The organism is Lysobacter sp. 5GHs7-4, assembly GCF_021284765.1.
Taxonomy (GTDB): domain Bacteria; phylum Pseudomonadota; class Gammaproteobacteria; order Xanthomonadales; family Xanthomonadaceae; genus Lysobacter.
In genome coordinates this window covers 1,933,447-1,956,494 of record NZ_CP089924.1, presented here as the reverse complement: position 1 = coordinate 1,956,494, position 23,048 = coordinate 1,933,447, and the positions used below count along the sequence as shown (strand labels likewise).

26 protein-coding genes, 1 tRNA gene and 1 other RNA gene are annotated in these 23,048 nt (G+C 70.7%); 9 read left to right on the top strand and 19 right to left on the bottom strand.

The annotated features are described in order from the left end of the window. Nucleotides 1-98 precede the first annotated feature (98 nt). From acpP to LVB77_RS08825, 6 genes are all read right to left on the bottom strand, one after another. Nucleotides 99-338 (bottom strand): acyl carrier protein, encoded by a 240-nt coding sequence (acpP, locus tag LVB77_RS08850; protein ID WP_031373652.1) that lies wholly within the window; start codon nucleotides 336-338, stop codon nucleotides 99-101. 117 nt (nucleotides 339-455) lie between these two features. Next, entirely contained in the window at nucleotides 456-1,202 is a 747-nt protein-coding gene (gene fabG / locus LVB77_RS08845) for a 3-oxoacyl-ACP reductase FabG (RefSeq protein WP_232909768.1), read from the bottom strand. Nucleotides 1,203-1,304: 102 nt separating this feature from the next. Next, nucleotides 1,305-2,252 carry an ACP S-malonyltransferase gene (fabD, locus tag LVB77_RS08840; RefSeq protein WP_232910216.1) on the bottom strand — a complete coding sequence of 316 codons (948 nt, stop codon included), beginning with the start codon at nucleotides 2,250-2,252 and terminating at the stop codon, nucleotides 1,305-1,307. Nucleotides 2,253-2,440: 188 nt separating this feature from the next. Next, entirely contained in the window at nucleotides 2,441-3,436 is a 996-nt protein-coding gene (locus LVB77_RS08835; protein WP_232909767.1) for a beta-ketoacyl-ACP synthase III, read from the bottom strand. A 223-nt stretch (nucleotides 3,437-3,659) separates the two neighbouring features. Beyond that, entirely contained in the window at nucleotides 3,660-3,854 is a 195-nt protein-coding gene (gene rpmF / locus LVB77_RS08830; protein ID WP_056173439.1) for a 50S ribosomal protein L32, read from the bottom strand. Nucleotides 3,855-3,968: 114 nt separating this feature from the next. Continuing rightward, nucleotides 3,969-4,496, bottom strand: coding sequence for a YceD family protein (locus LVB77_RS08825; RefSeq protein WP_232909766.1), 528 nt, complete (start codon nucleotides 4,494-4,496; stop codon nucleotides 3,969-3,971). Nucleotides 4,497-4,636: 140 nt separating this feature from the next. Here LVB77_RS08825 and LVB77_RS08820 point away from each other — a divergent pair, with 140 nt between their 5' ends. The 3 genes from LVB77_RS08820 (at nucleotide 4,637) to LVB77_RS08810 (ending at nucleotide 6,284) form a co-directional block, all read left to right on the top strand. After that, complete coding sequence (locus LVB77_RS08820) at nucleotides 4,637-4,999, top strand: hypothetical protein (protein ID WP_232909765.1); 363 nt, start codon at nucleotides 4,637-4,639, stop codon at nucleotides 4,997-4,999. Between the two features lie 11 nt (nucleotides 5,000-5,010). After that, on the top strand, nucleotides 5,011-5,595 hold the full coding sequence (locus LVB77_RS08815) for a nucleoside triphosphate pyrophosphatase (protein ID WP_232909764.1): 585 nt from the start codon (nucleotides 5,011-5,013) through the stop codon (nucleotides 5,593-5,595). A 164-nt stretch (nucleotides 5,596-5,759) separates the two neighbouring features. Next, complete coding sequence (locus tag LVB77_RS08810) at nucleotides 5,760-6,284, top strand: tetratricopeptide repeat protein (RefSeq protein ID WP_232909763.1); 525 nt, start codon at nucleotides 5,760-5,762, stop codon at nucleotides 6,282-6,284. Nucleotides 6,285-6,323: 39 nt separating this feature from the next. On the opposite strand, the gene LVB77_RS08805 is transcribed toward LVB77_RS08810, so the two are convergent. Next, nucleotides 6,324-8,156 carry a glycosyltransferase family 39 protein gene (locus LVB77_RS08805; protein ID WP_232909762.1) on the bottom strand — a complete coding sequence of 611 codons (1,833 nt, stop codon included), beginning with the start codon at nucleotides 8,154-8,156 and terminating at the stop codon, nucleotides 6,324-6,326. A gap of 231 nt (nucleotides 8,157-8,387) precedes the next feature. Between LVB77_RS08805 and LVB77_RS08800 the strand changes: the two genes are divergently transcribed. The 4 genes from LVB77_RS08800 to LVB77_RS08785 are packed head-to-tail and all read left to right on the top strand — an operon-like array spanning nucleotide 8,388 to nucleotide 12,783. Then, complete coding sequence (locus tag LVB77_RS08800; RefSeq protein ID WP_232909761.1) at nucleotides 8,388-9,341, top strand: AAA family ATPase; 954 nt, start codon at nucleotides 8,388-8,390, stop codon at nucleotides 9,339-9,341. Nucleotides 9,342-9,345: 4 nt separating this feature from the next. Then, nucleotides 9,346-10,311, top strand: coding sequence for a DUF58 domain-containing protein (locus LVB77_RS08795; RefSeq protein ID WP_232909760.1), 966 nt, complete (start codon nucleotides 9,346-9,348; stop codon nucleotides 10,309-10,311). Continuing rightward, nucleotides 10,304-12,286, top strand: a complete 1,983-nt coding sequence (locus LVB77_RS08790; RefSeq protein ID WP_232909759.1) for a DUF3488 and transglutaminase-like domain-containing protein — start codon at nucleotides 10,304-10,306, stop codon at nucleotides 12,284-12,286. Before LVB77_RS08795 ends, LVB77_RS08790 begins: the two co-directional genes overlap by 8 nt. Beyond that, complete coding sequence (locus LVB77_RS08785; protein ID WP_232909758.1) at nucleotides 12,283-12,783, top strand: Slp family lipoprotein; 501 nt, start codon at nucleotides 12,283-12,285, stop codon at nucleotides 12,781-12,783. Before LVB77_RS08790 ends, LVB77_RS08785 begins: the two co-directional genes overlap by 4 nt. Nucleotides 12,784-13,399: 616 nt before the next feature. On the opposite strand, the gene LVB77_RS08780 is transcribed toward LVB77_RS08785, so the two are convergent. From LVB77_RS08780 to dnaX, 5 genes are all read right to left on the bottom strand, one after another. Further along, the gene (locus LVB77_RS08780; RefSeq protein ID WP_232909757.1) at nucleotides 13,400-13,753 is read right to left on the bottom strand and encodes a histidine triad nucleotide-binding protein; all 354 of its coding nucleotides are present in this window, start codon (nucleotides 13,751-13,753) and stop codon (nucleotides 13,400-13,402) included. A gap of 87 nt (nucleotides 13,754-13,840) precedes the next feature. Beyond that, entirely contained in the window at nucleotides 13,841-14,437 is a 597-nt protein-coding gene (recR, locus tag LVB77_RS08775; RefSeq protein WP_232909756.1) for a recombination mediator RecR, read from the bottom strand. Between the two features lie 10 nt (nucleotides 14,438-14,447). Further along, nucleotides 14,448-14,684, bottom strand: coding sequence for a hypothetical protein (locus tag LVB77_RS08770; RefSeq protein WP_232909755.1), 237 nt, complete (start codon nucleotides 14,682-14,684; stop codon nucleotides 14,448-14,450). 19 nt (nucleotides 14,685-14,703) lie between these two features. After that, a complete protein-coding gene (locus tag LVB77_RS08765; protein WP_232909754.1) occupies nucleotides 14,704-15,024 on the bottom strand; it encodes a YbaB/EbfC family nucleoid-associated protein in 321 nt (106 codons plus the stop codon). Between the two features lie 109 nt (nucleotides 15,025-15,133). Then, the gene (gene dnaX, locus LVB77_RS08760; protein WP_232909753.1) at nucleotides 15,134-17,143 is read right to left on the bottom strand and encodes a DNA polymerase III subunit gamma/tau; all 2,010 of its coding nucleotides are present in this window, start codon (nucleotides 17,141-17,143) and stop codon (nucleotides 15,134-15,136) included. A gap of 211 nt (nucleotides 17,144-17,354) precedes the next feature. Between dnaX and LVB77_RS08755 the strand changes: the two genes are divergently transcribed. Then, a tRNA-Ser gene (locus tag LVB77_RS08755) sits at nucleotides 17,355-17,447 on the top strand. An 83-nt stretch (nucleotides 17,448-17,530) separates the two neighbouring features. Next, an RNA gene (gene ffs, locus LVB77_RS08750) (signal recognition particle sRNA small type) lies at nucleotides 17,531-17,627 on the top strand. Between the two features lie 535 nt (nucleotides 17,628-18,162). Here ffs and LVB77_RS08745 read toward each other — a convergent pair. The 7 genes from LVB77_RS08745 to LVB77_RS08715 form a co-directional block, all read right to left on the bottom strand. Then, nucleotides 18,163-19,146: a cytochrome D1 domain-containing protein gene (locus tag LVB77_RS08745; RefSeq protein ID WP_232909752.1), complete on the bottom strand. Its 984-nt coding sequence runs from the start codon at nucleotides 19,144-19,146 to the stop codon at nucleotides 18,163-18,165. Nucleotides 19,147-19,232: 86 nt separating this feature from the next. Next, nucleotides 19,233-19,607: a molybdenum cofactor biosynthesis protein MoaE gene (locus tag LVB77_RS08740; RefSeq protein WP_232910214.1), complete on the bottom strand. Its 375-nt coding sequence runs from the start codon at nucleotides 19,605-19,607 to the stop codon at nucleotides 19,233-19,235. A 61-nt stretch (nucleotides 19,608-19,668) separates the two neighbouring features. Next, on the bottom strand, nucleotides 19,669-19,911 hold the full coding sequence (locus LVB77_RS08735; RefSeq protein WP_232909751.1) for a MoaD/ThiS family protein: 243 nt from the start codon (nucleotides 19,909-19,911) through the stop codon (nucleotides 19,669-19,671). Next, nucleotides 19,908-20,345, bottom strand: a complete 438-nt coding sequence (moaC, locus tag LVB77_RS08730) for a cyclic pyranopterin monophosphate synthase MoaC (protein WP_232910212.1) — start codon at nucleotides 20,343-20,345, stop codon at nucleotides 19,908-19,910. The genes LVB77_RS08735 and moaC overlap by 4 nt, the downstream gene beginning before the upstream one ends. 167 nt (nucleotides 20,346-20,512) lie before the next feature. Continuing rightward, nucleotides 20,513-21,544: a GTP 3',8-cyclase MoaA gene (gene moaA, locus LVB77_RS08725; protein WP_232909750.1), complete on the bottom strand. Its 1,032-nt coding sequence runs from the start codon at nucleotides 21,542-21,544 to the stop codon at nucleotides 20,513-20,515. Beyond that, entirely contained in the window at nucleotides 21,541-22,299 is a 759-nt protein-coding gene (locus LVB77_RS08720) for an MBL fold metallo-hydrolase (RefSeq protein WP_232909749.1), read from the bottom strand. Before LVB77_RS08720 ends, moaA begins: the two co-directional genes overlap by 4 nt. Continuing rightward, the gene (locus tag LVB77_RS08715; protein WP_232909748.1) at nucleotides 22,299-23,048 is read right to left on the bottom strand and encodes a 3-deoxy-D-manno-octulosonic acid kinase; all 750 of its coding nucleotides are present in this window, start codon (nucleotides 23,046-23,048) and stop codon (nucleotides 22,299-22,301) included. The genes LVB77_RS08720 and LVB77_RS08715 overlap by 1 nt, the downstream gene beginning before the upstream one ends.

The following is a 23,048-nucleotide window of genomic DNA, read 5'->3' as shown; positions in this document are numbered from 1 at the left end:
GGCCCTAAAAACGCGGGGCCGCAATGCGGCCCCGGTTTGGTTGTTGCAGGCACCGTCGACGGTCCGCTCGCGCTGGCCGCCACACTGCCTTGCGTCGATTACGACTTGACGTGCGCCTTGACGTAATCGATCGCCTGCTGCACCGAGGTGATCTTCTCGGCCTCTTCGTCCGGGATCTCGCACTCGAACTCTTCTTCGAGGGCCATCACCAGCTCGACGGTGTCGAGCGAATCGGCGCCCAGGTCGTCGACGAACGAAGCGTTGTTGGTGACTTCTTCTTCCTTAACGCCAAGCTGTTCGACCACGATCTTCTTGACGCGTTCTTCGATGCTGCTCATGGGTTTGTGCTCCTCCCGCGGGGGGTTTTCGATGGAATAGTCTAATGGAATCGAGGGCGTTCGCGAGCATGCGCGAAACCCCTTGTGGTTCAATCGTTTACGCGTCGCAACGACGGCTCACGGCATGTACATGCCGCCGTTGACGTGCAGGGTCTCGCCGGTGATGTAGGCGGCGGAGGGGCCGGCCAGGAACGCCACCGCACGGGCGATGTCGGCCGGCTCGCCGAATCGGCCCAGCGCGATCTGGCCGAACAGCGCGTTCTTGGCGTCCTCGGGCAGCGAGCGGGTCATGTCGGTGTCGATGAAGCCCGGCGCGACCACGTTGACGGTCACGCCGCGGCTGCCGATCTCCTTGGCCAGCGACTTGCTGAAGGCGATCACGCCGGCCTTGGCGGCGGCGTAGTTGGCCTGGCCGGCGTTGCCGGTCACGCCCACCACCGAGGCGATGTTGATGATGCGGCCCTTGCGCGCCTTCATCATCGCGCGCATCACCGCCTTGCTGGTGCGGTAGACGCTGCTGAGGTTGGTGTCGAGGATGGCCTGCCAGTCCTCGTCCTTCATGCGCATCAGCAGGTTGTCGCGGGTGATGCCGGCGTTGTTGACCAGAATCGAGACCGCGCCGATGTCCTTGGCGATGCCGTCGAGCACCGCGTCGATCGAAGCCGCGTCCGATACGTCGAGGGTGCGGCCGTGGCCGCCGTGCGCGGCCAGGCGCTCGCCGATCGAGGCGGCGCCGGCGTCGCTGGTGGCGGTGCCGATCACGGTCGCGCCCTGCGCGGCCAGTTCGTCGGCGATGGCGGCGCCGATGCCGCGGCTGGCGCCGGTGACCAGGGCGATTTCGCCCGCGAGGGGTCCAGTGCTCATGTCGTGCTCCGTAGGACGGTTCGGTGCGGCGTCGCTGCGATCATCGCCCGAAACGGGCGCGTGGCGCAGCCGGCCGCGCGAGGAAAGGGATCGATGCCGAAATCAGGTCCGCGGCCACTGGGCCAGCGCGGCCTCGAAATCGCCGACGGTGCCCAGCGGGCGCGCGTCCAGGGTCTTGTCGATGCGCTTGACCAGGCCGCTGAGGACCTTGCCGGGGCCGCATTCGGCGACGCGGGTCGCGCCGCGCGCGGCCAGGGCCTGCACGCAGCCGGTCCACTGCACCGGCAGATACAGCTGGCGCACCAGCGCGTCGCGAATCGCGCCGACGTCGGCCTGCACCTGGGCGTCGACGTTCTGCACCACCGGCAGCGACGGCATGCGCCAGTCCAGGCCGGCCATGGCTTCGCCCAGGCGATTGGCGGCATCGCGCATCAGCGGCGTGTGCGAGGGCACGCTCACGGCCAGCTTGACCGCCTTGCGCACGCCGCGTTCGGCCAACTGGGTCAGCGCGGCGTCGACCGCCGCGGCATGGCCGCCGATCACGATCTGGCCGGGCGAGTTGTAGTTGGCCGGCACCACCACGTCCTTGCCGGACACGGCCTTGCAGACCTCTTCCACCAGCGCGTCTTCGGCGCCCAGCACCGCGGCCATGGCGCCGCTGCCGGGAGGCGCGGCGTCCTGCATGAACTGTCCGCGCAAACGCACCAGATGGGCGGCGTCCTTCAACGACAGCGCGCCGGCCGCGACCAGCGCGGTGTATTCGCCCAGGCTGTGGCCGGACAGCAGCGCCGGCTGCGCGCCGCCCTGCGCCTGCCACAGGCGCCACACCGCCACGCCCGCGGCCAACAGCGCCGGCTGGGTGTACTCGGTGCGGTTGAGCATTTCTTCCGGGCCGCCCTGGCTCAGCGCCCACAGGTCGGTCGCGGCGCCGTCGCTGGCTTCGGCGAAGGTCTCTCGGATCAGCGGGTGCAGTTCGGCCAGTTCGGCCAGCATGCCCAGCGATTGCGAGCCCTGTCCGGGGAACACCAGGGCGAGTGCGTCTTGGCTCATCGAGTCGCGGCGCGGACGCCGGTCCAGTTCGTTATGGACGGGCATGATACGAGCGAAACCGCGTCATCGTCTGTACCCGCGCGTATCGTGACGCATTGCGACAGGTCGCGCGGCGCGCGAACGCGGCCGCAAAAACGAACGCGCCCGGCAAGCCGGGCGCGTCGATGCAACGGGCGGGCGTCGCGCGATCAGTAACGCAGCAGCGCCGAACCCCAGGTGAAACCGCCGCCGAAGGCTTCCAGCAGCACCAGCTGACCGCGCTGCACGCGGCCGGAACGCACCGCTTCGTCCAGCGCCAGCGGCACCGAGCCCGAGGAGGTGTTGCCGTGCCTGTCGACGGTGACGATCACGCGCTCCATCGGCATGTCCAGGCGCTTGGCCGTGGCTTCGATGATGCGCAGGTTGGCCTGATGCGGAATCAGCCAGTCGATGTCGTGACGGTCCAGGCCGTTGGCTTCCAGGGTCTCTTCGACCACCGAGTCCAGCGCCTTGACCGCGTGCTTGAAGACCTCGTTGCCGGTCATCAGCACCTTCACGCCGGCGTTCTCTTCCTCCGGCTTGAAACCGACCGACACGCCGACCGGATTCCACAGCAGCTCCTTCTTGCCGCCGTCGGCGTGCATGTGGGTGCTGAGGATGCCGGTCTCGCTGTCGGCCTTGAGCACCACCGCGCCGGCGCCGTCGCCGAACAGCACGCAGGTGCCGCGGTCGCTCCAGTCGATCATGCGGGTCAGGGTTTCCGAACCCACCACCAGCACGGTCTTGGCCGCGCCGGACTGGATGAACTTGTCGGCCACCGTCAGCGCGTAGACGAAGCCCGAGCAGGCCGCGTTGACGTCGAACGCCGGGCAGCCGTTGGCGCCCAGGCGGTGCTGCAGCAGGCAGGCGGTAGACGGGAAGATCAGGTCGGGCGTGGTCGTGCCCAGCACGATCAGGTCCAACTCGGCCGCATCGACGCCGGCGGCTTCGAGCGCGCGCAGCGAGGCGTGGTAGGCCAGATCGCAGGTGGTTTCGCCTTCGGCGGCGATGTGGCGCTCGCGGATGCCGGTGCGGGCCGCGATCCACTCGTCGCTGGTGTCGACCATCTTGGCGAGGTCGTTATTGGTCAGGATCTTCTCCGGCAGATAGCTGCCGGTGCCCGCGATACGCGAATAGGTCCTGTCTTGCTTGCGCTGCTGTGTCATCACCACTCCGCTGCGGAACCGTAGTCGGACCGGGGCTCAACGCACCCGGCCTGGGCCATCGCGCCAGACGCGCTGGCGGCGGAACCCCGCCGTGGCGGCCGCAGGTCCCGCGTGCTCGGCGAGCACGTGCTGGTTCCGCCCACTGTAGGACAGCGACGGCCGGATCGGCGACGGCCCCGCGCGCCGCCTGAGCGTGCGCGCGGCGCGGCGGGCGATGCGAAGATTACTCTTCGTCGGCGACCTTGGACTGGGTGTTGATCACCTTCTTGCCGCGGTAGTAGCCGTCGGCGGTGACGTGGTGGCGGATGTGGGTCTCGCCGGTGGTCGGGTCGGTGGCCAGCTGCTTGCTGGTCAGCGCGTCGTGGGCGCGGCGCTGGCCGCGACGGGACGGGGAAACGCGGGACTTCTGAACAGCCATGGTCTTGCTCCAAGAGAAACTGTGGAAACTGAAACGTTTGGGTTACAGCCGTATCGGCTATAGCCGTGGGTTACTGCCATTGCCCGGGCGCGTGTACCGCAGCGCCGCGGTGGATCAATTCGACTTGTCCTTCAACGCCGACAACGCCGCGAACGGATTGGCGCGTTCCTGTTCGGCCTCGGGGGCCGGCCAGTCGCGCTCCATCGCCTCGGTGCCCGGCGCCATCGCCACCACCGGCACGGCGAGGATGAGTTCGTCCTCGACCAGTTCGACGGTCCGCAGCTGGCCGTCCTCCGGCATCAGCAGCGGCTCGTAACCCGGCGGCAGCGCGGCCTCGTCCGCTTCCTCGCGGATCAAGCCCAGGCGCTGCACGATCTGCACCGGCAGCAGGAATCGCTCCAGGCTGCGCTGGCACAGCAGCGGCAACGCCGTTTCGATACGCAGCTCGACATAGGGCACCTGCAGCTCGTCGCTGGCGAAATCCAGCGAGAACGTCACGTCACCCTCGGTATCGAGCAGACTTCCCTGCAGCCGCTTCAGCGACGACAGCGGCACGCGCCCTTCGACGCCGCGCCTTGCGGCCACCAGGCGCCAGGCATCGAGTACTTCGGGCACCCGCCCAGCTGGCACGTCCGCTGACATAAGCCGCGGAATGTTAGAGACCCAACCCCCTGATGTCAAACCGGAAACCCAGGCCCGGCGGGGATTTGCCGGCAACCGGGCGCACGGGTCAGACTCCGGCTTTCCCGGCGTTCAGCCGTCCCTGCCGTGACCACCGCACCGTGACCGTCCTCCTGACCCTGCTCCTGGCCGTACTGGCGGCCGCCGTGGTCGCGTTCAGCCTGCGCCTGGGCTCCAGCCGCCGCCAGCGCGCGGTGCGCGAACTGCTGGACGCGGCCGACGCCCTGGAAGCGCGCCTGCGCACGGCCCGGGCCGAGATCGAGGCGGTCGCCGGCGACCTCAACCTGGACCCGGTCGGCGAGGCCATGCGCGAGATGCTGCGCCAGCGCCTGTGGCTGCGCGACCACGGCGATTCGGCCAGCGTCGAGCAACTGGCCGAGGTGCGCCTGTCGATCGACACCGCGCGCGGCCGCATCGAGCAGCAGTTGTCGCAGATCGAGCGCGCGCGCGCGCCGCTGGCCTGAACGGGGCCACCGTGAGCGCCGCGCCGACGCTGGTCCTGGCCTCGACCTCGGTCTACCGGCGCGAGCTGCTGCAGCGCCTGGGCCTGCCCTTCGCCACTGCCCGCCCGGACGTCGACGAAACCCCGCGCCCGGATGAAACGCCGCTGGCGCTGGCCCAGCGACTGGCCCAGGCCAAGGCCGAGGAGGTCGCCGCGCGCACGCCCGGGGCCTGGGTGCTGGGCTCGGACCAGGTGGCCGAGTTCGACGGCCGCCCGATCGGCAAGCCCGGCGACCGCGCCGGCGCGATCGCGCAGCTGGGCGCCATGTCGGGCCGCGAGGTGCGCTTCCTGACCGCGCTGTGCCTGGCCCGCGCCGGCCAGGCGTCGCAAGCCGCGCTGGATCTGACGGTGGTGCGTTTCCGCGTGCTCGCGCGCGACGAAATCGAGCGCTACGTCGACGCCGAACACCCCTACGACTGCGCCGGCAGCTTCAAGTCCGAGGGCCTGGGCATCGCCCTGTTCGAGGCGATCGACAACCGCGACCCCAGCGCCCTGATCGGCCTGCCGCTGATCGAGACCGCGCGCCTGCTGCGCGCGGCGGGGTTCGCGCTGCCCTGACCTCGGGCCGGCCCAACGCCGCCACGCCTGCGCACCGCTCCGGCGCACGCCGGTCCGCCGGCCCTGACGCGACGCCAGCGCTTGGCTATGCTCGCCGCACCGACGCAGGCCGCGTCGGCACGGCCGTATTAGTCAGGCCGCACCAACCAGGGGGAAACACCAGCATGAAGATTCGCACCGCAGCGTTGGCGGGGGTTCTGTTCGTCTCGGGCATCGCGGTCGGCACCGCCGCGCAGAAGATCGCCACGCCCGCCTATCGCGACAAGCCGCAGCCGGACGCCGCATTCGCGCTGTTGAGCGGCGCCAAGGTCCTGGCCGGCAAGGGCAGCTGGGAACGCATCGCCATCGGCCGCGTCTACTACCTGGGCGGCCACAAGGCCGAAGGCCAGGCGATCTTCGACGAAGTACTGGGCAACGACCCGGACAGCAGCGACCTGTTCCGCATCGGCCGCGTCTACCGCGAAGCCGGCGAATGGGAACGCGCCAAGCCCCTGCTCGCGCGCTACGCCGACGCCAATCCCAAGGACGAGACGCAACTGGCCGAGATCGGCGCCTACCACCTGATGAACGGCGACCGCGCCGGCGCCGAGGCGTATTACGACCGCGCCTTCAAGGGCAAGAGCAAACCCGAGTTCTGGGCGCTGGTCGCCGCCGCCGGCGGCTACTTGAACGTCGCGCCGCAGGAATAAGCCGCGCGCCGGCGCCGATGCGTTCGGCGCCGGCCAGACTCAGGGGCGGCCGGCGACGACGAACACCGGCTGCTCCGACCAGGTTTCGACACTGCCGTCGCGGCCGTGCAAGCGCAGACCCAGCCAATGCCGTCCGGGCGCGACCTCGTCGCCCAGCGCGATGCGCGCGGTGAAACCGACGTTGGGCTGCAGCGGATCGCGCGACTGCGCCCAGTACGCCTGCACGTCCAGCCGTTCCAGACCGTAGCGCGCCTGCGCCACGGGGCGCCCGTCCAGCAGGATCTCGACGCGCTTCAGGCCCACGCCGTCCTTGAACGCCCAGCCGCGCAACTCGAAGCGCTGCCCGACGCGCGCGCGCGCCGGCGGCGTGTCGATCCAGGCCATCGCCGGCGCGGTGCAATCGCCGCTGCGCCGGCCCTGCAGCGCGAACAGCAGAAAGCGCTGACGGCCATGGTCGACGTTGAGCACGCGCGGCGCGGGCAAGGGGCCGGCCATTGCGCACAACGCGTGGTAACGGTCCAGCAGGTTCTTGTATTCGACCTCGCTGGCGCCCACCACCAGCAGCACCGGCGTATCGCCCCAGTCGGCGCGGCCGGCGCTGCTCAGGCCCCATAGCTGCAACTGCGGCGCGCGGCCGTGTTTGTGGTTGAGCGGATGATCGAGCACCGCGATGCGCGGATCGTTCAGGGCGAAGCCGAGCTCGGCGGCGACCTTGAAGTTGTCGGCGATCAGGCGCGTGCCGGCCGGCATGCGCGCGCGCTGCTCGCGTACCTGCGCGGCCAAATCGTCCCAGCCGGCGAAATTGCTGGGGTACCACTTCTGCGCGGCGCTGCGCGCACGCAGGTCCGGCACCGACACCGCCACGTAGTAGGCCAGCATCGACAGCAGCGCCAACCCCGCCGCGAGCCAGGTCAATCGCCGCGCCCAGCGCGGGCAAGCCGCGAGCACGGCCGGCAACAGCGGCAGCAGCGCGTAATAGCCCGGCAGCGGCCAGTGGAAACTCACCCGCTCGGTGTCGGCGAAGAACCCCAGCGCGAAGAAGCCCAGCACCAGCAGGCCGCCGAGCAAGGCGAAATAACGCGTCGCCTGCGCCGACGCGCGCTGGCCGCGCCAGGCCGCCAGCAGCAGGGCCATGAACAACGGCGGCGTGACCAGCAAGGCCTGGATCGCCAGGAACCACAGCCCGTCGGCATGGAACGCCCAGGGATGGCGATCGACGAGTTGGAAGCGCAGACCGGCATCGGCGTTGTCGAGGTTCCACAACAGCAACGGCGCCCACGCCGATGCGCCGATCGCGATCGCGATCAGCACGCGCACATCGCGCAGCGCGCGGCGGCCATCGGGCAGCATCAGCAAGGCGAGGAAGCCGACCCCGATCACGGCGACGAAACGGTAGTGGCTGAGCGCGCCCAAGCTCAGTCCGGCCGCCAGCTCCAGCGCCGCCGCCGCATCGACGCGACGCAGCAGCCGCGCGCCGGCGTCCATGCACAGCAAGGTCGCCAACGCCATCGCCACGTCCGGCAACGCCAGCAGCCCCAGGCTGCCTCCCAGCGGCAGCAGGATCGCGAAACAGCCCGCCGTCCAGCCGGCATGCGCGCCGTACTCGCGCGCGGCGATGCGCCGCACCAGCAGCGGCAGTGCGGCGGCGATCAGCAGGAACGGCGCGCGCAAGGCCAAGGCGTGCTCGCCGCCGACCGCGGTGCCGACGCGCGCGAGCCAGGCGGTGAGCCCGGGCAGGTCGGAATACGCCGCCGCCGGATGCCGGCCCTCCCACCAGTAGAACGCCTCGTCGACGAACAAGGGCAGACGCACGGCGATCAGCAGCTTCAGCGACGCGACGGCCGTCCACAGGATCCAAAAAGTGCGGCGCATCACATCGGCCTGGTTCGAACCCGTGGAGTCCGAACTGCGTTGCTTCGTACCGATCCGGCTCGAATCGACCCCGTTGTCCCGCATCGACTCGCGACCTCGCTACACTCTGAATGAACTCGACGCGGACGGGCATGACGGCAAACGCCGCCGCCGTTCGCACCGGATGCACGCCCACCGCGACACGATGCGCGCGCTCCGGATGTTCGACGCGATTCCCAGGAGATCAGCACGATGGCGGCATCCCCCACGACGGCATCCATGCTAACCGATGGCCTGCGCGACGCCCTCGATCGCGCGCAGGCGCAGGTCAACGGCCTGGTGCTGGGCAAGCCGCACGAAGTCCGGCTGGCGTTCGTGGCCCTGCTGTCCGACGGCCACCTGTTGATCGAGGATCTGCCCGGCCTGGGCAAGACCACGCTGGCGCACGCCCTGGCGGCGACGCTGGGCCTGGAGTTCCAGCGCGTGCAGTTCACCTCCGACCTGCTGCCGGCCGACGTGGTCGGCGTGTCGGTGTTCGATCCGCAGGCGCGCAGTTTCCAGTTCCACCCCGGCCCGGTGTTCACCCAGGTGCTGCTGGCCGACGAGATCAACCGCGCGCCGCCGCGCACCCAGAGCGCGCTGCTGGAAGCCATGGCCGAGCACCAGGTCACGGTGGACGGCACCACCCACGCGCTGCCGGATCCGTTTTTCGTGATCGCCACGCAAAACCCCGTCGATCTGGCCGGCACCTATCCCCTGCCCGATTCCCAGCTCGACCGTTTCCTGTTGCGCCTGGCGCTGGGCTATCCCGGCGAAGCCGCCGAACGCGACTTGCTGGCCGGCGCCAACCGCCGCGACCTGATCGCCCAGACCCTGCCGATCCTGGGCAGCGAGGACGTGCTGGCGGCGCGGCGCGCGGTCGACGCGGTGCATGCCAGCGACGCGCTGATTGCCTACGTGCAGGCCTTGCTGGCGCGCAGCCGCCGCCATCCGGGCGTGCGCGTGGGCCTGTCGCCGCGCGCCGGCCTGGCGCTGTTGCGCGCCGCGCGCGCCTACGCGCTGTTGCTGGGCCGCGCGCATGTGCTGCCCGAGGATGTGCAGGCGCTGTTCGCCGCGGTCGCCGCGCACCGCCTGGTCGCCGACGCCGATGCCGGCCACGACGCCGCCCTGGCCAAGGCGATCCTGCACGCGGTGCCGGTGGACTGAGCGCATGGCGGACCGTCCGCGACCCGGCCTGCGCGCGCGCTTGCGCAAGTTCGCGCGACCGCGCGATCCCGAGCCCCTGCCCGCGCTGTTCCACCGCGGCCGCGTCTACGTGCTGCCGACCGGCTTCGGCCTGTTCTTCGCGACCGCGCTGATGTCGATGCTGCTGGGCGCGCTCAACTACAACAACAATCCCGCCCTGCTGCTCGCGCTGCTGCTGTCCGGCGCCGGCCTGGCCAGTCTGATCGCGGCGCAAATGCAGCTCACCGGTTTGAGCGTGGTCGCCATCGACGCCGAACCGGTCGCGGCCGGCCAGCCCTTGCGCGTGCGCGTGCACGCCAAGGCGCCGCCCGAGCGCGCGCGCCGCGGCCTGCGCGTCGACGACGACGGCGATTCCGATGCGGCCGCGCCGCTGGACCTGGACGGCGGCAGCGGCGAGGCCGAGCTGAGCTTCGCGACGCGCCAGCGCGGCTGGTTCGAGCTGCCGCGGCTGCGCGTGTGGACCACGCGACCGCTGGGGCTGGCGCGCGCCTGGTCCTACGTCTGGCCGGACGCACCGCTGCTGGTGTATCCGGCGCCGGAACCGCACGGCCCGCCACTACCCGCCGGCAGCGGCGACCAGGTGCAAAGCCGCCTGCATCCCAGCGGCGACGACGTCCACCACCTGCGCGGTTATCGCGCCGGCGACGCGCGCCGCGCGATCGCCTGGAAGCCGTCGGCGCGGCGCGATGCCTTGCTGGTGCGCGAGTACGAGCAACCGCTGGGTGCGGACGTAGTGCTGGATTGGCGCGCCATGCCCGCGCTGGGCTACGAGGCGCGGATCGCGCGGCTGGCGCGCTGGATCGACGAAGCCGAGCGCGACGGCCGCCGCTACCGCCTGATGCTGCCCGGCCAGCCGGAACTGGGGCCCAGCAGCGGCAGCCCCCACCGCCACGCCTGCCTGCGCGCGTTGGCGCTGCTGCCGCATGGCTAAGTCGGCCTCGCCCCTGCTGGACGCCGACAGCCGGCGCTGGACGCTGATCACCGCGGCCGCCTGCGTGCTGCCGCTGCTGTTGCAGCTCACGCCCTTGTTGGGCGCGTTGATCGCCGTGTGCGGCGTCGCGATCGCGCTGATGGCCTGGCGCCGGCCGCTCCACTTCTTCGTGCGCGCACTGCTGGCGTTGGTGCTGATCGGCGCGGTGATGATGCAGATGAATTTCGGCCTCGGCCGCGACACCGGCTGCGCACTGCTCGCGGCCATGCTCGCGATCAAGCCCGCCGAGACCTCGACCCTGCGCGACGCGCGCAGCCTGATCGGTTTCGCCCTGTTCGCGCCGTTCGGCACCTTCCTGCTCGACCAGGGACCGCTGTCGCTGGCGCTGGGCCTGATCGCGGCGCTGCTGGCGCTGGCGACGCTGCAGCGCCTGGCCGAGTTCGAATCCGGCGAACGCGTGCGCCGGCTCGGCCATTGGCAGCGCCTGTCCGGCATCGCGCGTCTGATCGCGATCGGGTTGCCGCTGGCGCTGGCGGCGTTCTGGCTGTTCCCGCGCCTGGGCACGCCGCTGTGGGGCGTGCCGGACCGCTCGCTGAGCCGGCCCGGCCTGTCGGGCAGCATGACGCCCGGCGGCTGGGCCGAGCTGATGAACGACGAGACGCCGACCCTGCGCGTGCGTTTCAACGGCGCGGTGCCGAAGCCGTCGCAGATGTACTGGCGCGGTCCGGTGCTGTGGAATTTCGACGGCCGCGAATGGACCCAGCCGCGCTGGTACCGCGGCCTGCCGGCGGCGCAGACCCAGTCCGGCGACGCGCGCTGGGATTACGAGATCGAACTGGAACCCACCGACGGCCGCCAGCTGGTCGCGCTGGACCTGCCGCTGGCGCCGCCGCCCGACGTGCGGCTGTCGATCGATCACGGCTTGTTCACCGCGCGCCCGCTGACCGCGCTGAGCCGCTGGCGCCTGCGCTCGGCGCCGCCGCTGCGCTATCAGCCGCAGTTGCAGAGTGTGCTGCGCCAGGCCGCGCTGGACCTGCCCGAAGGCTACAACCCGCGCACCCTGGCGCTGGCGCAACGCTGGCGCCGCGAGCTGGGCGGCAACGACGCCGCGCTGGTGCAGCGCGCGCTGGATTGGGTGCACCGCGAGTTCGCCTACACCCTGGACACGCCGCTGCCCGGCCGCCACTCGGTCGACGAGTTCCTGTTCGACTACAAGGCCGGCTATTGCGAGCACTTCAGCTCGTCGTTCGTGGTGCTGATGCGCAGCGCCGGCATTCCGGCGCGCGTGGTCACCGGCTACGCCGGCGGCTACCGCAATCCGATCGGCGACTACTGGCTGGTGCGCCGCTCCGACGCCCACGCCTGGGCCGAGGTCTGGCTGCCGCAACGCGGCTGGGTGCGCGTGGACCCGACCGCCGCGGTCGCACCCGAGCGCGTCTACGACACCCTCGCCGACCGCGCCCCCGGCGCCAACCTGCTCGGCGGCCTGACCGTGGTCACCCCGATCTTCAACCTCGGCGACTGGGCGCGGCGCGGCTGGAACGATTTCGTGCTCGGTTTCGACGCCAACCGCCAGCAAAACCTGCTGCGCCCGCTGGGCATCGACCGGCTCGACACGGGCCGGCTGGTAGCCTTGTTCGGTGTGGCGGCTGGCTTGACCCTGTTGTGGATGGTCTGGCTCAGCAGCCGCGGCGAACGCGAGCGCGATCCGGTCCTGCGCGCCTGGCACGCGGCGGGCCGCCGCTACCGCCGCCTGGGCCTGGCGCGCGAGCCGCACGAGCCGGCCCAGGACTGGTCGGACCGGGTGGCCCGCAGCCGCCCGGACCTGGGTCCGGCGCTGGCGGCGCTCAGCCAACGTTTCGCCGATTGGCGGTACGCTGTTGCGGAAACCGGGCGGCGCGACGCCCGTGAAAAGCGCGAACTGATCAGGGCGCTGCGCGCGCATCGCCCGGGCCCTAATGGAGAAGGCCGATGAACATCCGTCTTACCCCCCGACTGGTCCTGCTGGCCGCGAGCATCGGCCTGCTGACCGCCTGCGCGACCCAGCCGCAACCGCTGCAGGGCGCGTTCAACCCGATCACCCCCGCCGACGCCACCGCCAACGACAGCACCGGCGCCACCGTGCGCTGGGGCGGCCGCGTGGTCGAAGTCGAACCGCAGGCCAACCGCACCTGCTTCGTGATGATCTCCACCCGCCTGGGCGGCAGCGGCCGTCCGTACTGGGCCAACGACGACATCGGCGGACGCTTCCTCGCCTGCCGCGCCGGCTTCTACGATCCGGCGCTGTTCGAGAAGAACCGCGAGGTGACCTTCACCGGCCGCATCAGCGGCTACGAGAACCGCCGCATCGGCCAGTACGACTACCGCTTCCCGATGCTGGACGCCGAAGTGGTCTACCTGTGGCCTGTCCGCGAGCAGGTCGACGTGGTGATGGCGCGCCCGGCGCCGTGGCCGTGGTGGGGCTGGTGGTGAATCCCGCCCGCGGTCGATAAAGAAAGCGCCCGGCGATGCCGGGCGTTTTCGTTTTGTGGCGGTCCGTGTCTGCGGCAGGCCATGCGGCATCGCTCAGCGGTATGCACGCCGCTCCTGCCCGTCATTCCGGTGATAGGCACAAGCCGTTGCGCTTGCTCGTCATTCCGCTGCCGCGCAGAAGCCGTTGCCTTTGCTCGTCATTCCGGTGACGCGCAGAAGCCGTTGCCTTTGCTCGTCATTCCGGTGACGCCCAGAAGCCGTTGCCTTTGCTCGTCATTCTGGTGACGCCCAGAAGCCGCTGCCTTTGCTCGTCATTCCCGCGAAAGCGGGAATCCAGTGACTTTAGAGCGTTATCCCGCGAGTACCCATCTCAGGCGCGCACCTGAAGACACCGCTCTTCGATGCGACCACATCGCGCGACCCGAACCATTCGTTGAAGTCACTGGATTCCCGCTTTCGCGGGAATGACGAGCAAAAAAGCGTTGCCCTCGGCCAGACTAGTCGTGGAGGCATGACTCAAAAGTACGTCCGCCCCGCGAACGATGCGGTGCGCCTTCGGCTTCCCGCTACGGCCTCGGCCTCGTCATCGAATTCCCCACCGCAATCCGCTCAGGCTTCAACGCGGCGTCCCGAAACGCCCCAGCTGCGCACCGGCCAGCAGGTGCAGATGGATCTGGAACACCGTCTGCCCACCGTCGCCATTGCAGTTCATGACGATGCGATAACCGTTTTCGGCGAAGCCCTCGCGCTTGGCGTAGGCGGCGGCCGCGTGGGCGAGACGGCCGACGACCTCGGCCCGGTCGGCCTGCAGGTCGTTGAGTGTGGCCACGTGCAGCTTGGGCACGAACAGCACGTGCACCGGCGCCTGCGGCGCGATGTCGCGGAACGCGATCAGGTGCTCGTCCTCGTAGACGATGTCGGCGGGGATTTCGCGGCGGATGATCTTGCCGAAGATGGTCGGATCGGTCATGGCGATTCGGGCTCTGGATTCGCGAACACGGTACAACGGATTCCCGCGATTATCGCTGCCGCCTGCGTGAATCCCCGGTCCCGGCACTCACCCCATTTCGCTGCGGCTGCCGAAGGCATGCGACAAGGTGCCGCGATCGACGTACTCGAGTTCGCCGCCCAGCGGCACGCCGTGCGCGAGCCGGCTCGGCCGCACGCCGTGCTGGCGCGCGAGTTGGGCCAGGTAATGCGCGGTGGCCTCGCCCTCGACAGTGGGATTGGTGGCGACGATCAGCTCCTGCACCTCGCCTTCGGCCAGGCGCTCGGCCAGACGGTCCAGGCCGAGTTCGCGCGGGCCCACGCCATCCAGCGGGCTCAGCCGCCCCTGCAGCACGAAATACAGGCCGCGGTAACCGGTGGCCTGCTCGATCGCGAGCCGGTCGGCCGGCGATTCCACCGCGCACAGCAGGTGCGCGTCGCGCGCGGCGCTGGCGCAGGTGGCGCACACCTGCGTCTCGCTGAAGTCGCGGCAGCGCTGGCAGTGGCCGACCTGTTCGATCGCCGCGGCCAGCGCGTTGGACAAGCGCTGGCCGCCGGCGCGCTCGCGCTCGAGCACGTGGTAGGCCATGCGCTGCGCCGATTTCTGGCCGACGCCGGGCAAGACCCGGAAGGCTTCGATCAACTGCTCCAGCAGCGGGCTGCTCATGCCGTCGCGCTCACTCCGACGGCGTGAACGAGGTGCTGCGCGGCGTCGGCTCGCGGTTCATCGCGCGCACGACGTTGAGGCAGACGATCGCGCCCAGCAGCGGCAGCAGCCAGACGAACGCCGACTGCAGGCCCTTCTGCGCGCCGGTCAGGTCCGGCTCGCGCCAGATCGCCCAGGTCGTGTACAGGTCCAGGCCGAGCAGGCCGGCGCCGATCAATGCGGCGGTAACGCCAAGATGCGGAATCATGGTCGGTCGTCGCGCCCGCTCAGAACGGCATCTTCATGCCGGGCGGCATCGGCATGCCGGCGGTGGCGGCGGACATGCGCGCCTGCGACTCGGCGTTGACCTTGTTGACCGCATCGTTGAACGCCGCCGCGACGAGGTCTTCGGCCATTTCCGGATCGCTCAGCACGCTGGGATCGATGCGCACCTTGCGGCATTCCATGCGGCCGCTGATGGTGACGCTGACCATGCCGCCGCCGGCGTTGCCGACCACTTCGATCTTGGCCAGTTCTTCCTGGGCGCGCTGCACGTTTTCCTGCATCTTCTGCGCTTGTTGCATGAGTTGGGCGATGTTGCCGCGCATGGTGGTCTGCCTGTTCGGGGGTGAAAGGATTTCGGATGGAAGGGGGAGCTGCGCCGCGGACACGGCCACGGCGCGCATGGGCATGCAATGAGGCCGGCGGGCGCCGTCCTCAAGCCTCGTCGAAGGGACGGATCGAATCCGGCACGACGCGGGCGCCGTGCTGCGAGATCAGGCGCTGCACGTCGGGATCGTTCATGAACGCGTCCTCGGCCGAGGCCTGGCGCTGGTCGCGCGCGCGCTCGTTGCGCTCGCGCAGCGACTCGCCGGACTGGGCGGCCTCGAAACGGATCTGCGGCGCGCCGCCCAGGCGCGGCGCCAGCGCGTCGGCGACCATCTGGATCAGCGCCGGAGCGCGCAGGTGCTCGTCGTCGGCCGGCAGCGACAGGCGCAGCACGCCGTCGGCATAGCCGATGAAACCCGAATGCTCGGCCAGCAGGCGCGCCGGGCCGCGCAGGCCGCTGCCGGCGACCAGGTCGTGCCAGGCGTCGGCGTCGGCGATGCCGGCGCTGCCGCTGTGGGCGTAGGCCGCAGCCGCGGGCGCCGCATAGGCCGGCGCCGCGTCGCGCACCTGTGCCGTCACCGGCGGCGGCGCCGACGGACGCGGCGGCGTCACGGCCTCCGGCTCGCTCCACGGCACGTCGTCGCGCAGGTTCTCGGCGCGGGAGGCCTCGATGCGGGGCGCCGGCTGACGAACGGGTTCGGCGCGCGCCGGTTCCTGCGCTGCGGACTCGGCCTGGACCGGCGGGTTTCGGGCGGGTTCGGTCCGATTCAATTCGGTCCGATTCAATTCGGTCCGATCCAATTCGGTCCGACTCAACTCGATGCGGGCCGACTCGTTCCTGGCTGGCTCGGCGCGCGGCGTCTCGGCACGCGCAACTCCGGCAGGCCGCTCGTCGAACGGCGACGGCGGCGGTGCCGCCCGCGTCGGCGGCGTCGGCGCCGCCAGCGCGGCCGCGGCGGCCGCCGCGGCGCTGGAACTGCGCGCGCCCTCGCCCGCGCCGCTGCCGGTGGGCGCGGCACCGCCGCGCCCGTCCTCGCCGCCCGCGGGACGGAAGGCCAGCATGCGCAGCACGCTCATCTCGAAGCCGGCGCGCGGGCTCGGCGCCAGCGGCAGATCGCGGCGCCCGTTCAGCGCCATCTGGTACCACAGCTGCACCAATTCGGGCCGCAGGCTGCCGGCCAGCGCATCGACGTCGACGCCGTCGGTCTCCATCGGCGCGTCGGGCACCAGTTGCCGCACCTGCACGCGATGCAGGGCCTCGCTCAGGGTGTCGAGCACGCCGCCCCAGTCGGGCGAGAATTCGGCCAGCGCCGCGACCTCGGCCAGCAGCGCGTTGCCGTTGCCGTCGGCCAGGGCCTGCAGCAGCGCGCCCACGCGGGTGCGGTCGACGGTGCCCAACATGGTCGCGACCGCGCCGTCGCTGAGCTGGCCGCCGGTGTAGGCGATGGCCTGGTCCAGCAGGGACAGCCCGTCGCGCAGGCTGCCGTCGGCGGCCTTGCTGAGCTGGCGGATCGCGCCGGCGTCGGCGGCGATGCCCTCGGCTTCGAGGATGCGGCCGATCTGGCCCGAGATCTGGGCCTCGTCCAGGCGCTTGAGGTTGAACTGCAGGCAGCGCGACAGCACCGTCACCGGCAACTTCTGCGGGTCGGTGGTGGCGAGCAGGAACTTGACGTGCCCCGGCGGCTCCTCGAGCGTCTTCAGCAGCGCGTTGAAGGCCGACTTGGACAGCATGTGCACTTCGTCGATCAGGTAGACCTTGACCCGTCCGCGGCTGGGCATGTACTGGGCGTTGTCGATCACCTCGCGCACGTCGTCCACACCGGTGTTGCTGGCGGCGTCGATCTCGAGCAGGTCGATGAAGCGGCCGGCGTCGATGTCGCGGCAGGAGTTGCACTCGCCGCAGGGATCGGCCGAGGTGCCGCGCTCGCAATTGAGCGACTTGGCGAAGATGCGCGCGATGGTGGTCTTGCCGACGCCGCGGGTACCGGTGAACAGGAAGGCGTGGTGGACGCGGCCGGAGTCGAGCGCATTGGTCAGCGCGCGCACCACGTGCTCCTGCCCGACCAGTTCGGCGAAACGCTTGGGGCGCCATTTGCGGGCGAGGACGAGGTAGGACATCGGACCCTTTGGTTGCGTGTGCTGGACGTGCCGCGCGCCGCGGCTGTGGCCCCTGCCGCCAAGGCCGGCGCGGCGCAGGAACGGATCGGTCCATTGTGCCACGCCCGTTCGCGACGGCCGCCACCGCGCCGCCGCGACTTGTGGCGGACCGCCGCGACGGCTAGAATTCCCGGCCCTGAGCCCGATCGGATGTCGCTGTCGGCGCAGGCCCGGAGAGGTGTCCGAGTGGTTGAAGGAGCACGCCTGGAAAGTGTGTAAGCGGCTAAACCCCGCTTCGCGGGTTCGAATCCCGCTCTCTCCGCCAGATTAAACAGTAGCTGTCGTTCCGGATCGTTCGCCGTCTCAGGCGACCCGTCTCGCGCCAGATGCGCACGTCCTATGGCGGCCCCGTCGGCCCCTCGCGACGCTAGGTCGAAAATCCCGCCAGGGCCGGAAGGCAGCAACGGTATCGACTGATGCGGGCGCCGAGGTCAGTTGGCGGGGCCGCCGCCTTTCATGGGCTACGCCCTATGAAACCCAAGATTTGCTGCGCAAATCTCGGGCCCCAGCTAGTGCTTCCAATCCCCGCTCGCTGCGCGCGTTTATGGGCGCCGCCCATAAACCCCAAGATTTGCTGCGCAAATCTCGGGCCCCAGCTAGTGCTTCCAATCCCCGCTCGCTGCGCGCGTTTATGGGCGCCGCCCATAAACCCCAAGATTTGCTGCGCAAATCTCGGGCCCCAGCTAGTGCTTCCAATCCCCGCTCGCTGCGCGAGCGCCCCCTTACTAAGGGGGCTGGAGGCTTCTTTGGGGATTTGTGCGGGGGCGAAAGCGAATCCCCTTTAGCCCCCTTTTTCAAAGGGGGAGACGCTAGTGTCGGCGGTCACTGCCGCACCTGGGCCCAGGCCTCCATTAACCGTCATTCCGGCGGAAGCCGGAACCCATTTTGATCTTGCTACTCGACCGACGAATCGGGGCGAACAGCAGCGCTTGGCCTCACGGCACGGGAACGACGGTGGTTTCAGGGCCTAACGACCCAGCTCAAGGCGCGATCGCCAGCGCGTCCGGTTCGCGGCCGGTGGCCCAGTGTGCGATGACTTTCCAGCGCTTGCGGTCTATCACCACCACCTCGTCGCCACCGCTGATCGCCACGTACACGCGCGGCCGCTTCGGGTCGGCGATCACGCCGATCGGCAGCGCGGCGCGGCCCAGCAGGGTGTCGCGGTACTCCACGCCCTTGCGCGCCAGCGCCACCGTCGCCAGCGGCTTGCGTTTGGCCGCATCGAACACCGCCAGGGTGCCGGCGCGCGCGTTGCTGACCAGGGCCTGGCGGCCGTCGGCGGTGAACACGACACGGATCGGGAAACCGGCGCTGGGCAGGGTCGCCAGTACCTCCAGCGTGCGCGCGTCGTGCACGGTCACGGTGTCGGCGGCGCGGTTGCTCACCCAGACCTCGTCGGCGCCGGGCCGCAACGCGATGCCCTCGGCGCCCGCGCCGGCCGCGACTTCAGCCACCTTGGCGCCGCTGCCCAGATCGACGCGGCTGACGGTGCCGCGATCGATCTTGCTGACGTACGCGAACTTGCCGTCGGCCGACACCGCGACCATGTGGCCGCGGCCCTCGCCCAGCGGAATTTCGGCGAGCCGCTTGCCGCTGGCGAGGTCCACGCGCAGCAACTGCGCGGACGCTTCGGTGGTGACCACCGCCTCGCGCCCATTGGGCAGGAAACGCAGGCCGTGCGGGCGGCCGTGCCGCCCCAGATCGAGCACGCGCGGCGCGGCGCCGCCGCGCAGGTCGAGCACGCTGAGCGTGTTGCCGGGCGTGGGGCCGCCGTAGTTGGCGACCAGCGCCGTCGAGCCGTCGGGACTTACGACGATCTCGTGCGGCGCCTGACCGCTGGCGAACTCGCCCAGCTTGCGGCCGTCCTCCAGCGACAAACGCCAGACCGTGTCGGCGGATTTGTTGCCGACCAGCAGTTCGGCCGCGCCCGCGGGCAAGGCCGCGCTCAGGACCAGGGACGTCAATAGCCATCGCAGTCGCATCGCGTGTCCTCTTCGCTACGGATCGGTTACGGTCGTTCCTGCATCGACGACGCCCCACCCAACGGTCGCTAACTCTGCGCCTGCGGCGGCTCCGGATGCAGCCAGCCCGCGTCGCCCTCGGCATAGCGCTCATGCTTCCAGATCGGCACGCGCGCCTTGGTCTCGTCGATGATGTAGCGGCAGGCCGCGAACGCGGCATCGCGATGGGCGGCGGCCACGCCGACCCAGACCGCGAGTTCGCCGACGCCCAGATCGCCGACCCGGTGCACGCAGCGCGCCTCGACGATCGCGAAGCGCTGCAGCGCCTCGGCCATGATCGTCTCGCCCTCGCGCTCGGCCAGCAGCGCGTAGCTTTCGTAACGCAAACCGGTCACCGAGCGGCCGCCATGATGGTCGCGCACCCAGCCCTCGAAGCTGGCGTACGCGCCGGCTTCGTCGCGCATCAGCCATTCGCGCGTGGCGGCGGGATCGAACGCGGTTTCGGACAAGCGGAAACGCTGCATCTCAGCCTCCCGACACCGGCGGTATGAAAGCGACCTCGCTGCCCTCGCGCGGCGCCTCGTCCCATTGCGCGAACGCGCCGTCGACCGCGACGCGCAGGCGCTCGGCCGGCAGCGCGAAGCCGTAACGCTCGCGCAGACCGTCGTACACGGCGCGCAGGTCGTCGGCCTGCGTATCCAGGGTTTCGGCATCGCGCCCGGCGGCATCGCGCAGGCTGGCGAAATACAGCACCGTGAGCCGGCTCATGCCGCGCCCCCGAAGTCGCGCTTGCCGCCGGATTTGGCCAGCAAGCGGGCCGGCCCCAGTACGATCCGGTGCGACAACGCCTTGCACATGTCGTAGACGGTCAGCGCGGCGACGGTGGCGCCGGTCAGCGCCTCCATCTCCACGCCGGTGCGATGGGTGGTGCGCACCGTGCAATCGATGCGCAGCGAGGTTTGATCCTGCCAGTCGATCGCGATCCGGCAGCCGTCGATCGGCAGGGGATGGCAGAACGGAATCAGCTCGTGGGTGCGCTTGACCGCGAGCGTGCCGGCGACGATGGCGGTGTCGACGATGCCGCCCTTGGCGCTGCGCAAACCGCTGGCGTGCAGTTGCGCGGCCACCGCCGCGGGGAACTTCACCCGGCATTGCGCGCTGGCCTCGCGCGCCGTCGTCGGCTTGGCCGATACGTCGACCATGGCCGGGCGGCCATCGGCGTCCAGGTGCGTGAGCGCCGGGCGGGTCCGCGCAGGCTGGGCTTTGGAGGCTTTCAAACGGGGTAGCTCCGGCAGGAGGGGCGGCGCGCAAGCAGTAGACGCGTGCGGCGGTGCAGGCCGCGTGCAGCGAAGATGATACGCCGCGGACCTCAGCCGCCGACCAGGAACATCTCCACGTGCCGGCTCGGCCGCGGCGCATCGGCCGCGCGCAGTTCGCTGTAGCGGTCCGCGCGGCGCGACCACAGCTGCGCCACGCGCTGGGCCAGGCCCGACTCGCCCTGGGCCAGGGTCGGCCGCAGGTCGACGCCGTCGGCGGCGAACAAGCAGGTGTAGAGGCGGCCGTCGGCGGACACGCGCGAGCGGTGGCAGTCGCCGCAGAACGGCGCGCTGATCGAGGACACGAAGCCGACCTCGCCCGTCCCGTCGGCGTAGGCGTAACGCGCGGCGACTTCGCCGCGGTAGTTGGCGTCCAGCGCACGCAGCGGCCAACGCTGGTGCAGGCGGTCGCGCAGTTCGGCCGAACGCACCACGCGTGAGGCGTCCCAGCCGTTGCAGGTGCCCACGTCCATGTATTCGATGAAACGCAGCACGTGGCCGCTGCCGCGGAAGCGCTCGGCCAGCGGCAGCACCTGGTCGTCGTTGACGCCGCGCTGGACCACGCAGTTGAGCTTGATCGAGTCGAAGCCCGCGGCCTGGGCGGCGTCGATGCCGGCCAACACCTGCGCGACCTCGCCGCGGCCGCCGGACAGGCGTCGGAACAGGTCGGGGTCCAGCGCATCCAGGCTCACCGTGAGCCGGCGCAGGCCGGCCTCGCGCAGCGCGCGCGCCTGGCGCGCGAGCAGCGAGCCGTTGGTGGTCAGGGCCAGATCGTCCAGTTCGCCGATCGCGGCCAGACGGGCGATCAGCTCGGGCAGGCCCTTGCGCAGCAGCGGTTCGCCGCCGGTCAGGCGCAGCTTGCGCACGCCCACGCGCACGAAGCCGCGCACCAGGGTCTCGATCTCGTCGAAGCTCAGGCGCGAGGCCGCGTCCAGCCCGTAATCGTCGGGCACTCGCTCGGCCGGCATGCAGTAAGGGCAGCGGAAATTGCAGGCCTCGATCACCGACAGGCGCAGGTCACGCAGCGGACGCCCGTAGGCATCGCTGGCCCACGGCGTCTGCTTCGGATCCGGCAACGCGCTCACGACGGCGGCACCTGCTCTGCGCTGGATTCGGCCAGGGCGACGCATTCGCCCGGCCTGCCGACACGATACCCCCGCGCGGCCAGGGTGTCGCCCTCGGCGGCGCTGGCGTAGTGGTACAGCAAGCAGCGCGCGAGCAGCTCGCGCGGGTACTCGCGCTCCAGATCCTCGATGCCGCTGTGCGAGGGGTTGCCGTGCAGGGCGCAGTCGTGGGCGATCAGCTCGCCGGCGTCGGCGTACTTGGCCAATGCCTCGGGTATCGGCCGGGTGTCGCCGGTCCAGACCACGCTGCCGCGCAGGCGCAGCCCGAACGCGGTGTCGGGCCAGTGGTGACGGGTGGCGAACACCTCCAAGCGCACGCCCTCGTGCCAGAACGAGGCGCCGACCGGAATCACCTGGAACGCGTCCCAGAAGTTCACCCCGCCCTCGGCCAGCGCATTGGGGTAGTCGCCGACGCGCTGGTGCAGCAGCGGCACCACCGGCGCCGGCACGTACAGCTTGACCCGGCCGCGGCGCTGCGGGTCGAAGTAACTGGCGACGAACAGACGCTCGAAACCGGCGACATGGTCCAGATGGGTATGGGTGACGAACAGCGCGCGCGGCGGCTCGCCGTAGTGCGCCAGATAGGCGGTCAGGCCCTCGCCGCCGCAGTCGATGGTCAGCCAGGGCGCGCCGTCGCGCTCCAGGGTCGCCATCGCCGAACCCAGTTCCACCGCCGACGCGTTGCCGACGCCGTGCAGACGCAGATGCCAGCCCATCAGTATCCCTTGTCCCAGGCGCGGTCGTAGGCGGCGCGCAGGCGGCCGTAGTCGCGTTCGATGTCCTCGACCGAGCGCGCGCCGCGCAACTTCAGCAGCGAGCGCTTGAGCCGGGCCAGGTTGCGCTCGCGCCAGCCGGTCGCCGGAATGTGCAGGTGGCCGCGGTCCAGGTCGATCACCCAGCCGCGTCCGGTCGGATCGAACAGCAGGTTGTGGGCGTTGAGGTCGGCATGGTCCAGGCCGACCCGATGGCAGCGCGCTATCAGCCGGCCGGCCTCTTCCCAAGGCGCGCCGTCGCCGGCCACCGCGGCGCGGTCGGCCAGCGAGCGCACGTCGTTGAGGCGTTCCAGCAGGATCGCGGCGTAGTAGTACAGACCGTCGCGGCGGTAGTAGGCGGCGATCGGGCGCGGCACCGGCAGGCCCTTTTCGGCCACCGAGCGGGTCAGGCGGAACTCGGCGAAGCTGCGCGTCTCGTTGGCGCCGCGCCACCAATAACGGTCGCGATTGAAGCGTGCGACCAGGCCGCCGCGCAGGTAGCGGCGCAGTACGGTCGGACCGAACGGCGCATCGACGAACCAGGCGCCGCCGCGGCCGCCGCTGTCGACCGGGCGCGCGCGTTCGTTCCAGAAGGCCGGCGAGAACCATTCCGGACTGGCTTGCCGCACCCGGGTGCGGTCGAACAGAATCGCGCCGTAGCCGCTGTCGTCGCGGAACGGCGTCAATCCTTCGGCGGCGTCGTAGCCCGTCAT

Coding starts and splice junctions, on each gene's coding strand:
- acpP (WP_031373652.1), bottom strand. CDS start 338: ATGAGCAGCATCGAAGAACGCGTCAAGAAGATCGTGGTCGAACAGCTT.
- LVB77_RS08810 (WP_232909763.1), top strand. CDS start 5,760: ATGAAGATTCGCACCGCAGCGTTGGCGGGGGTTCTGTTCGTCTCGGGC.
- LVB77_RS08715 (WP_232909748.1), bottom strand. CDS start 23,048: ATGACGGGCTACGACGCCGCCGAAGGATTGACGCCGTTCCGCGACGAC.
- fabD (WP_232910216.1), bottom strand. CDS start 2,252: ATGAGCCAAGACGCACTCGCCCTGGTGTTCCCCGGACAGGGCTCGCAA.
- LVB77_RS08835 (WP_232909767.1), bottom strand. CDS start 3,436: ATGACACAGCAGCGCAAGCAAGACAGGACCTATTCGCGTATCGCGGGC.
- LVB77_RS08735 (WP_232909751.1), bottom strand. CDS start 19,911: ATGAGCCGGCTCACGGTGCTGTATTTCGCCAGCCTGCGCGATGCCGCC.
- dnaX (WP_232909753.1), bottom strand. CDS start 17,143: ATGTCCTACCTCGTCCTCGCCCGCAAATGGCGCCCCAAGCGTTTCGCC.
- LVB77_RS08720 (WP_232909749.1), bottom strand. CDS start 22,299: ATGGGCTGGCATCTGCGTCTGCACGGCGTCGGCAACGCGTCGGCGGTG.
- LVB77_RS08795 (WP_232909760.1), top strand. CDS start 9,346: ATGGCGGACCGTCCGCGACCCGGCCTGCGCGCGCGCTTGCGCAAGTTC.
- LVB77_RS08805 (WP_232909762.1), bottom strand. CDS start 8,156: ATGCGCCGCACTTTTTGGATCCTGTGGACGGCCGTCGCGTCGCTGAAG.
- LVB77_RS08740 (WP_232910214.1), bottom strand. CDS start 19,607: ATGCGCGACGAAGCCGGCGCGTACGCCAGCTTCGAGGGCTGGGTGCGC.
- LVB77_RS08800 (WP_232909761.1), top strand. CDS start 8,388: ATGGCGGCATCCCCCACGACGGCATCCATGCTAACCGATGGCCTGCGC.
- LVB77_RS08765 (WP_232909754.1), bottom strand. CDS start 15,024: ATGCGCGGCAACATCGCCCAACTCATGCAACAAGCGCAGAAGATGCAG.
- LVB77_RS08825 (WP_232909766.1), bottom strand. CDS start 4,496: ATGTCAGCGGACGTGCCAGCTGGGCGGGTGCCCGAAGTACTCGATGCC.
- rpmF (WP_056173439.1), bottom strand. CDS start 3,854: ATGGCTGTTCAGAAGTCCCGCGTTTCCCCGTCCCGTCGCGGCCAGCGC.
- LVB77_RS08785 (WP_232909758.1), top strand. CDS start 12,283: ATGAACATCCGTCTTACCCCCCGACTGGTCCTGCTGGCCGCGAGCATC.
- moaC (WP_232910212.1), bottom strand. CDS start 20,345: ATGGTCGACGTATCGGCCAAGCCGACGACGGCGCGCGAGGCCAGCGCG.
- LVB77_RS08780 (WP_232909757.1), bottom strand. CDS start 13,753: ATGACCGATCCGACCATCTTCGGCAAGATCATCCGCCGCGAAATCCCC.
- LVB77_RS08790 (WP_232909759.1), top strand. CDS start 10,304: ATGGCTAAGTCGGCCTCGCCCCTGCTGGACGCCGACAGCCGGCGCTGG.
- recR (WP_232909756.1), bottom strand. CDS start 14,437: ATGAGCAGCCCGCTGCTGGAGCAGTTGATCGAAGCCTTCCGGGTCTTG.
- LVB77_RS08770 (WP_232909755.1), bottom strand. CDS start 14,684: ATGATTCCGCATCTTGGCGTTACCGCCGCATTGATCGGCGCCGGCCTG.
- fabG (WP_232909768.1), bottom strand. CDS start 1,202: ATGAGCACTGGACCCCTCGCGGGCGAAATCGCCCTGGTCACCGGCGCC.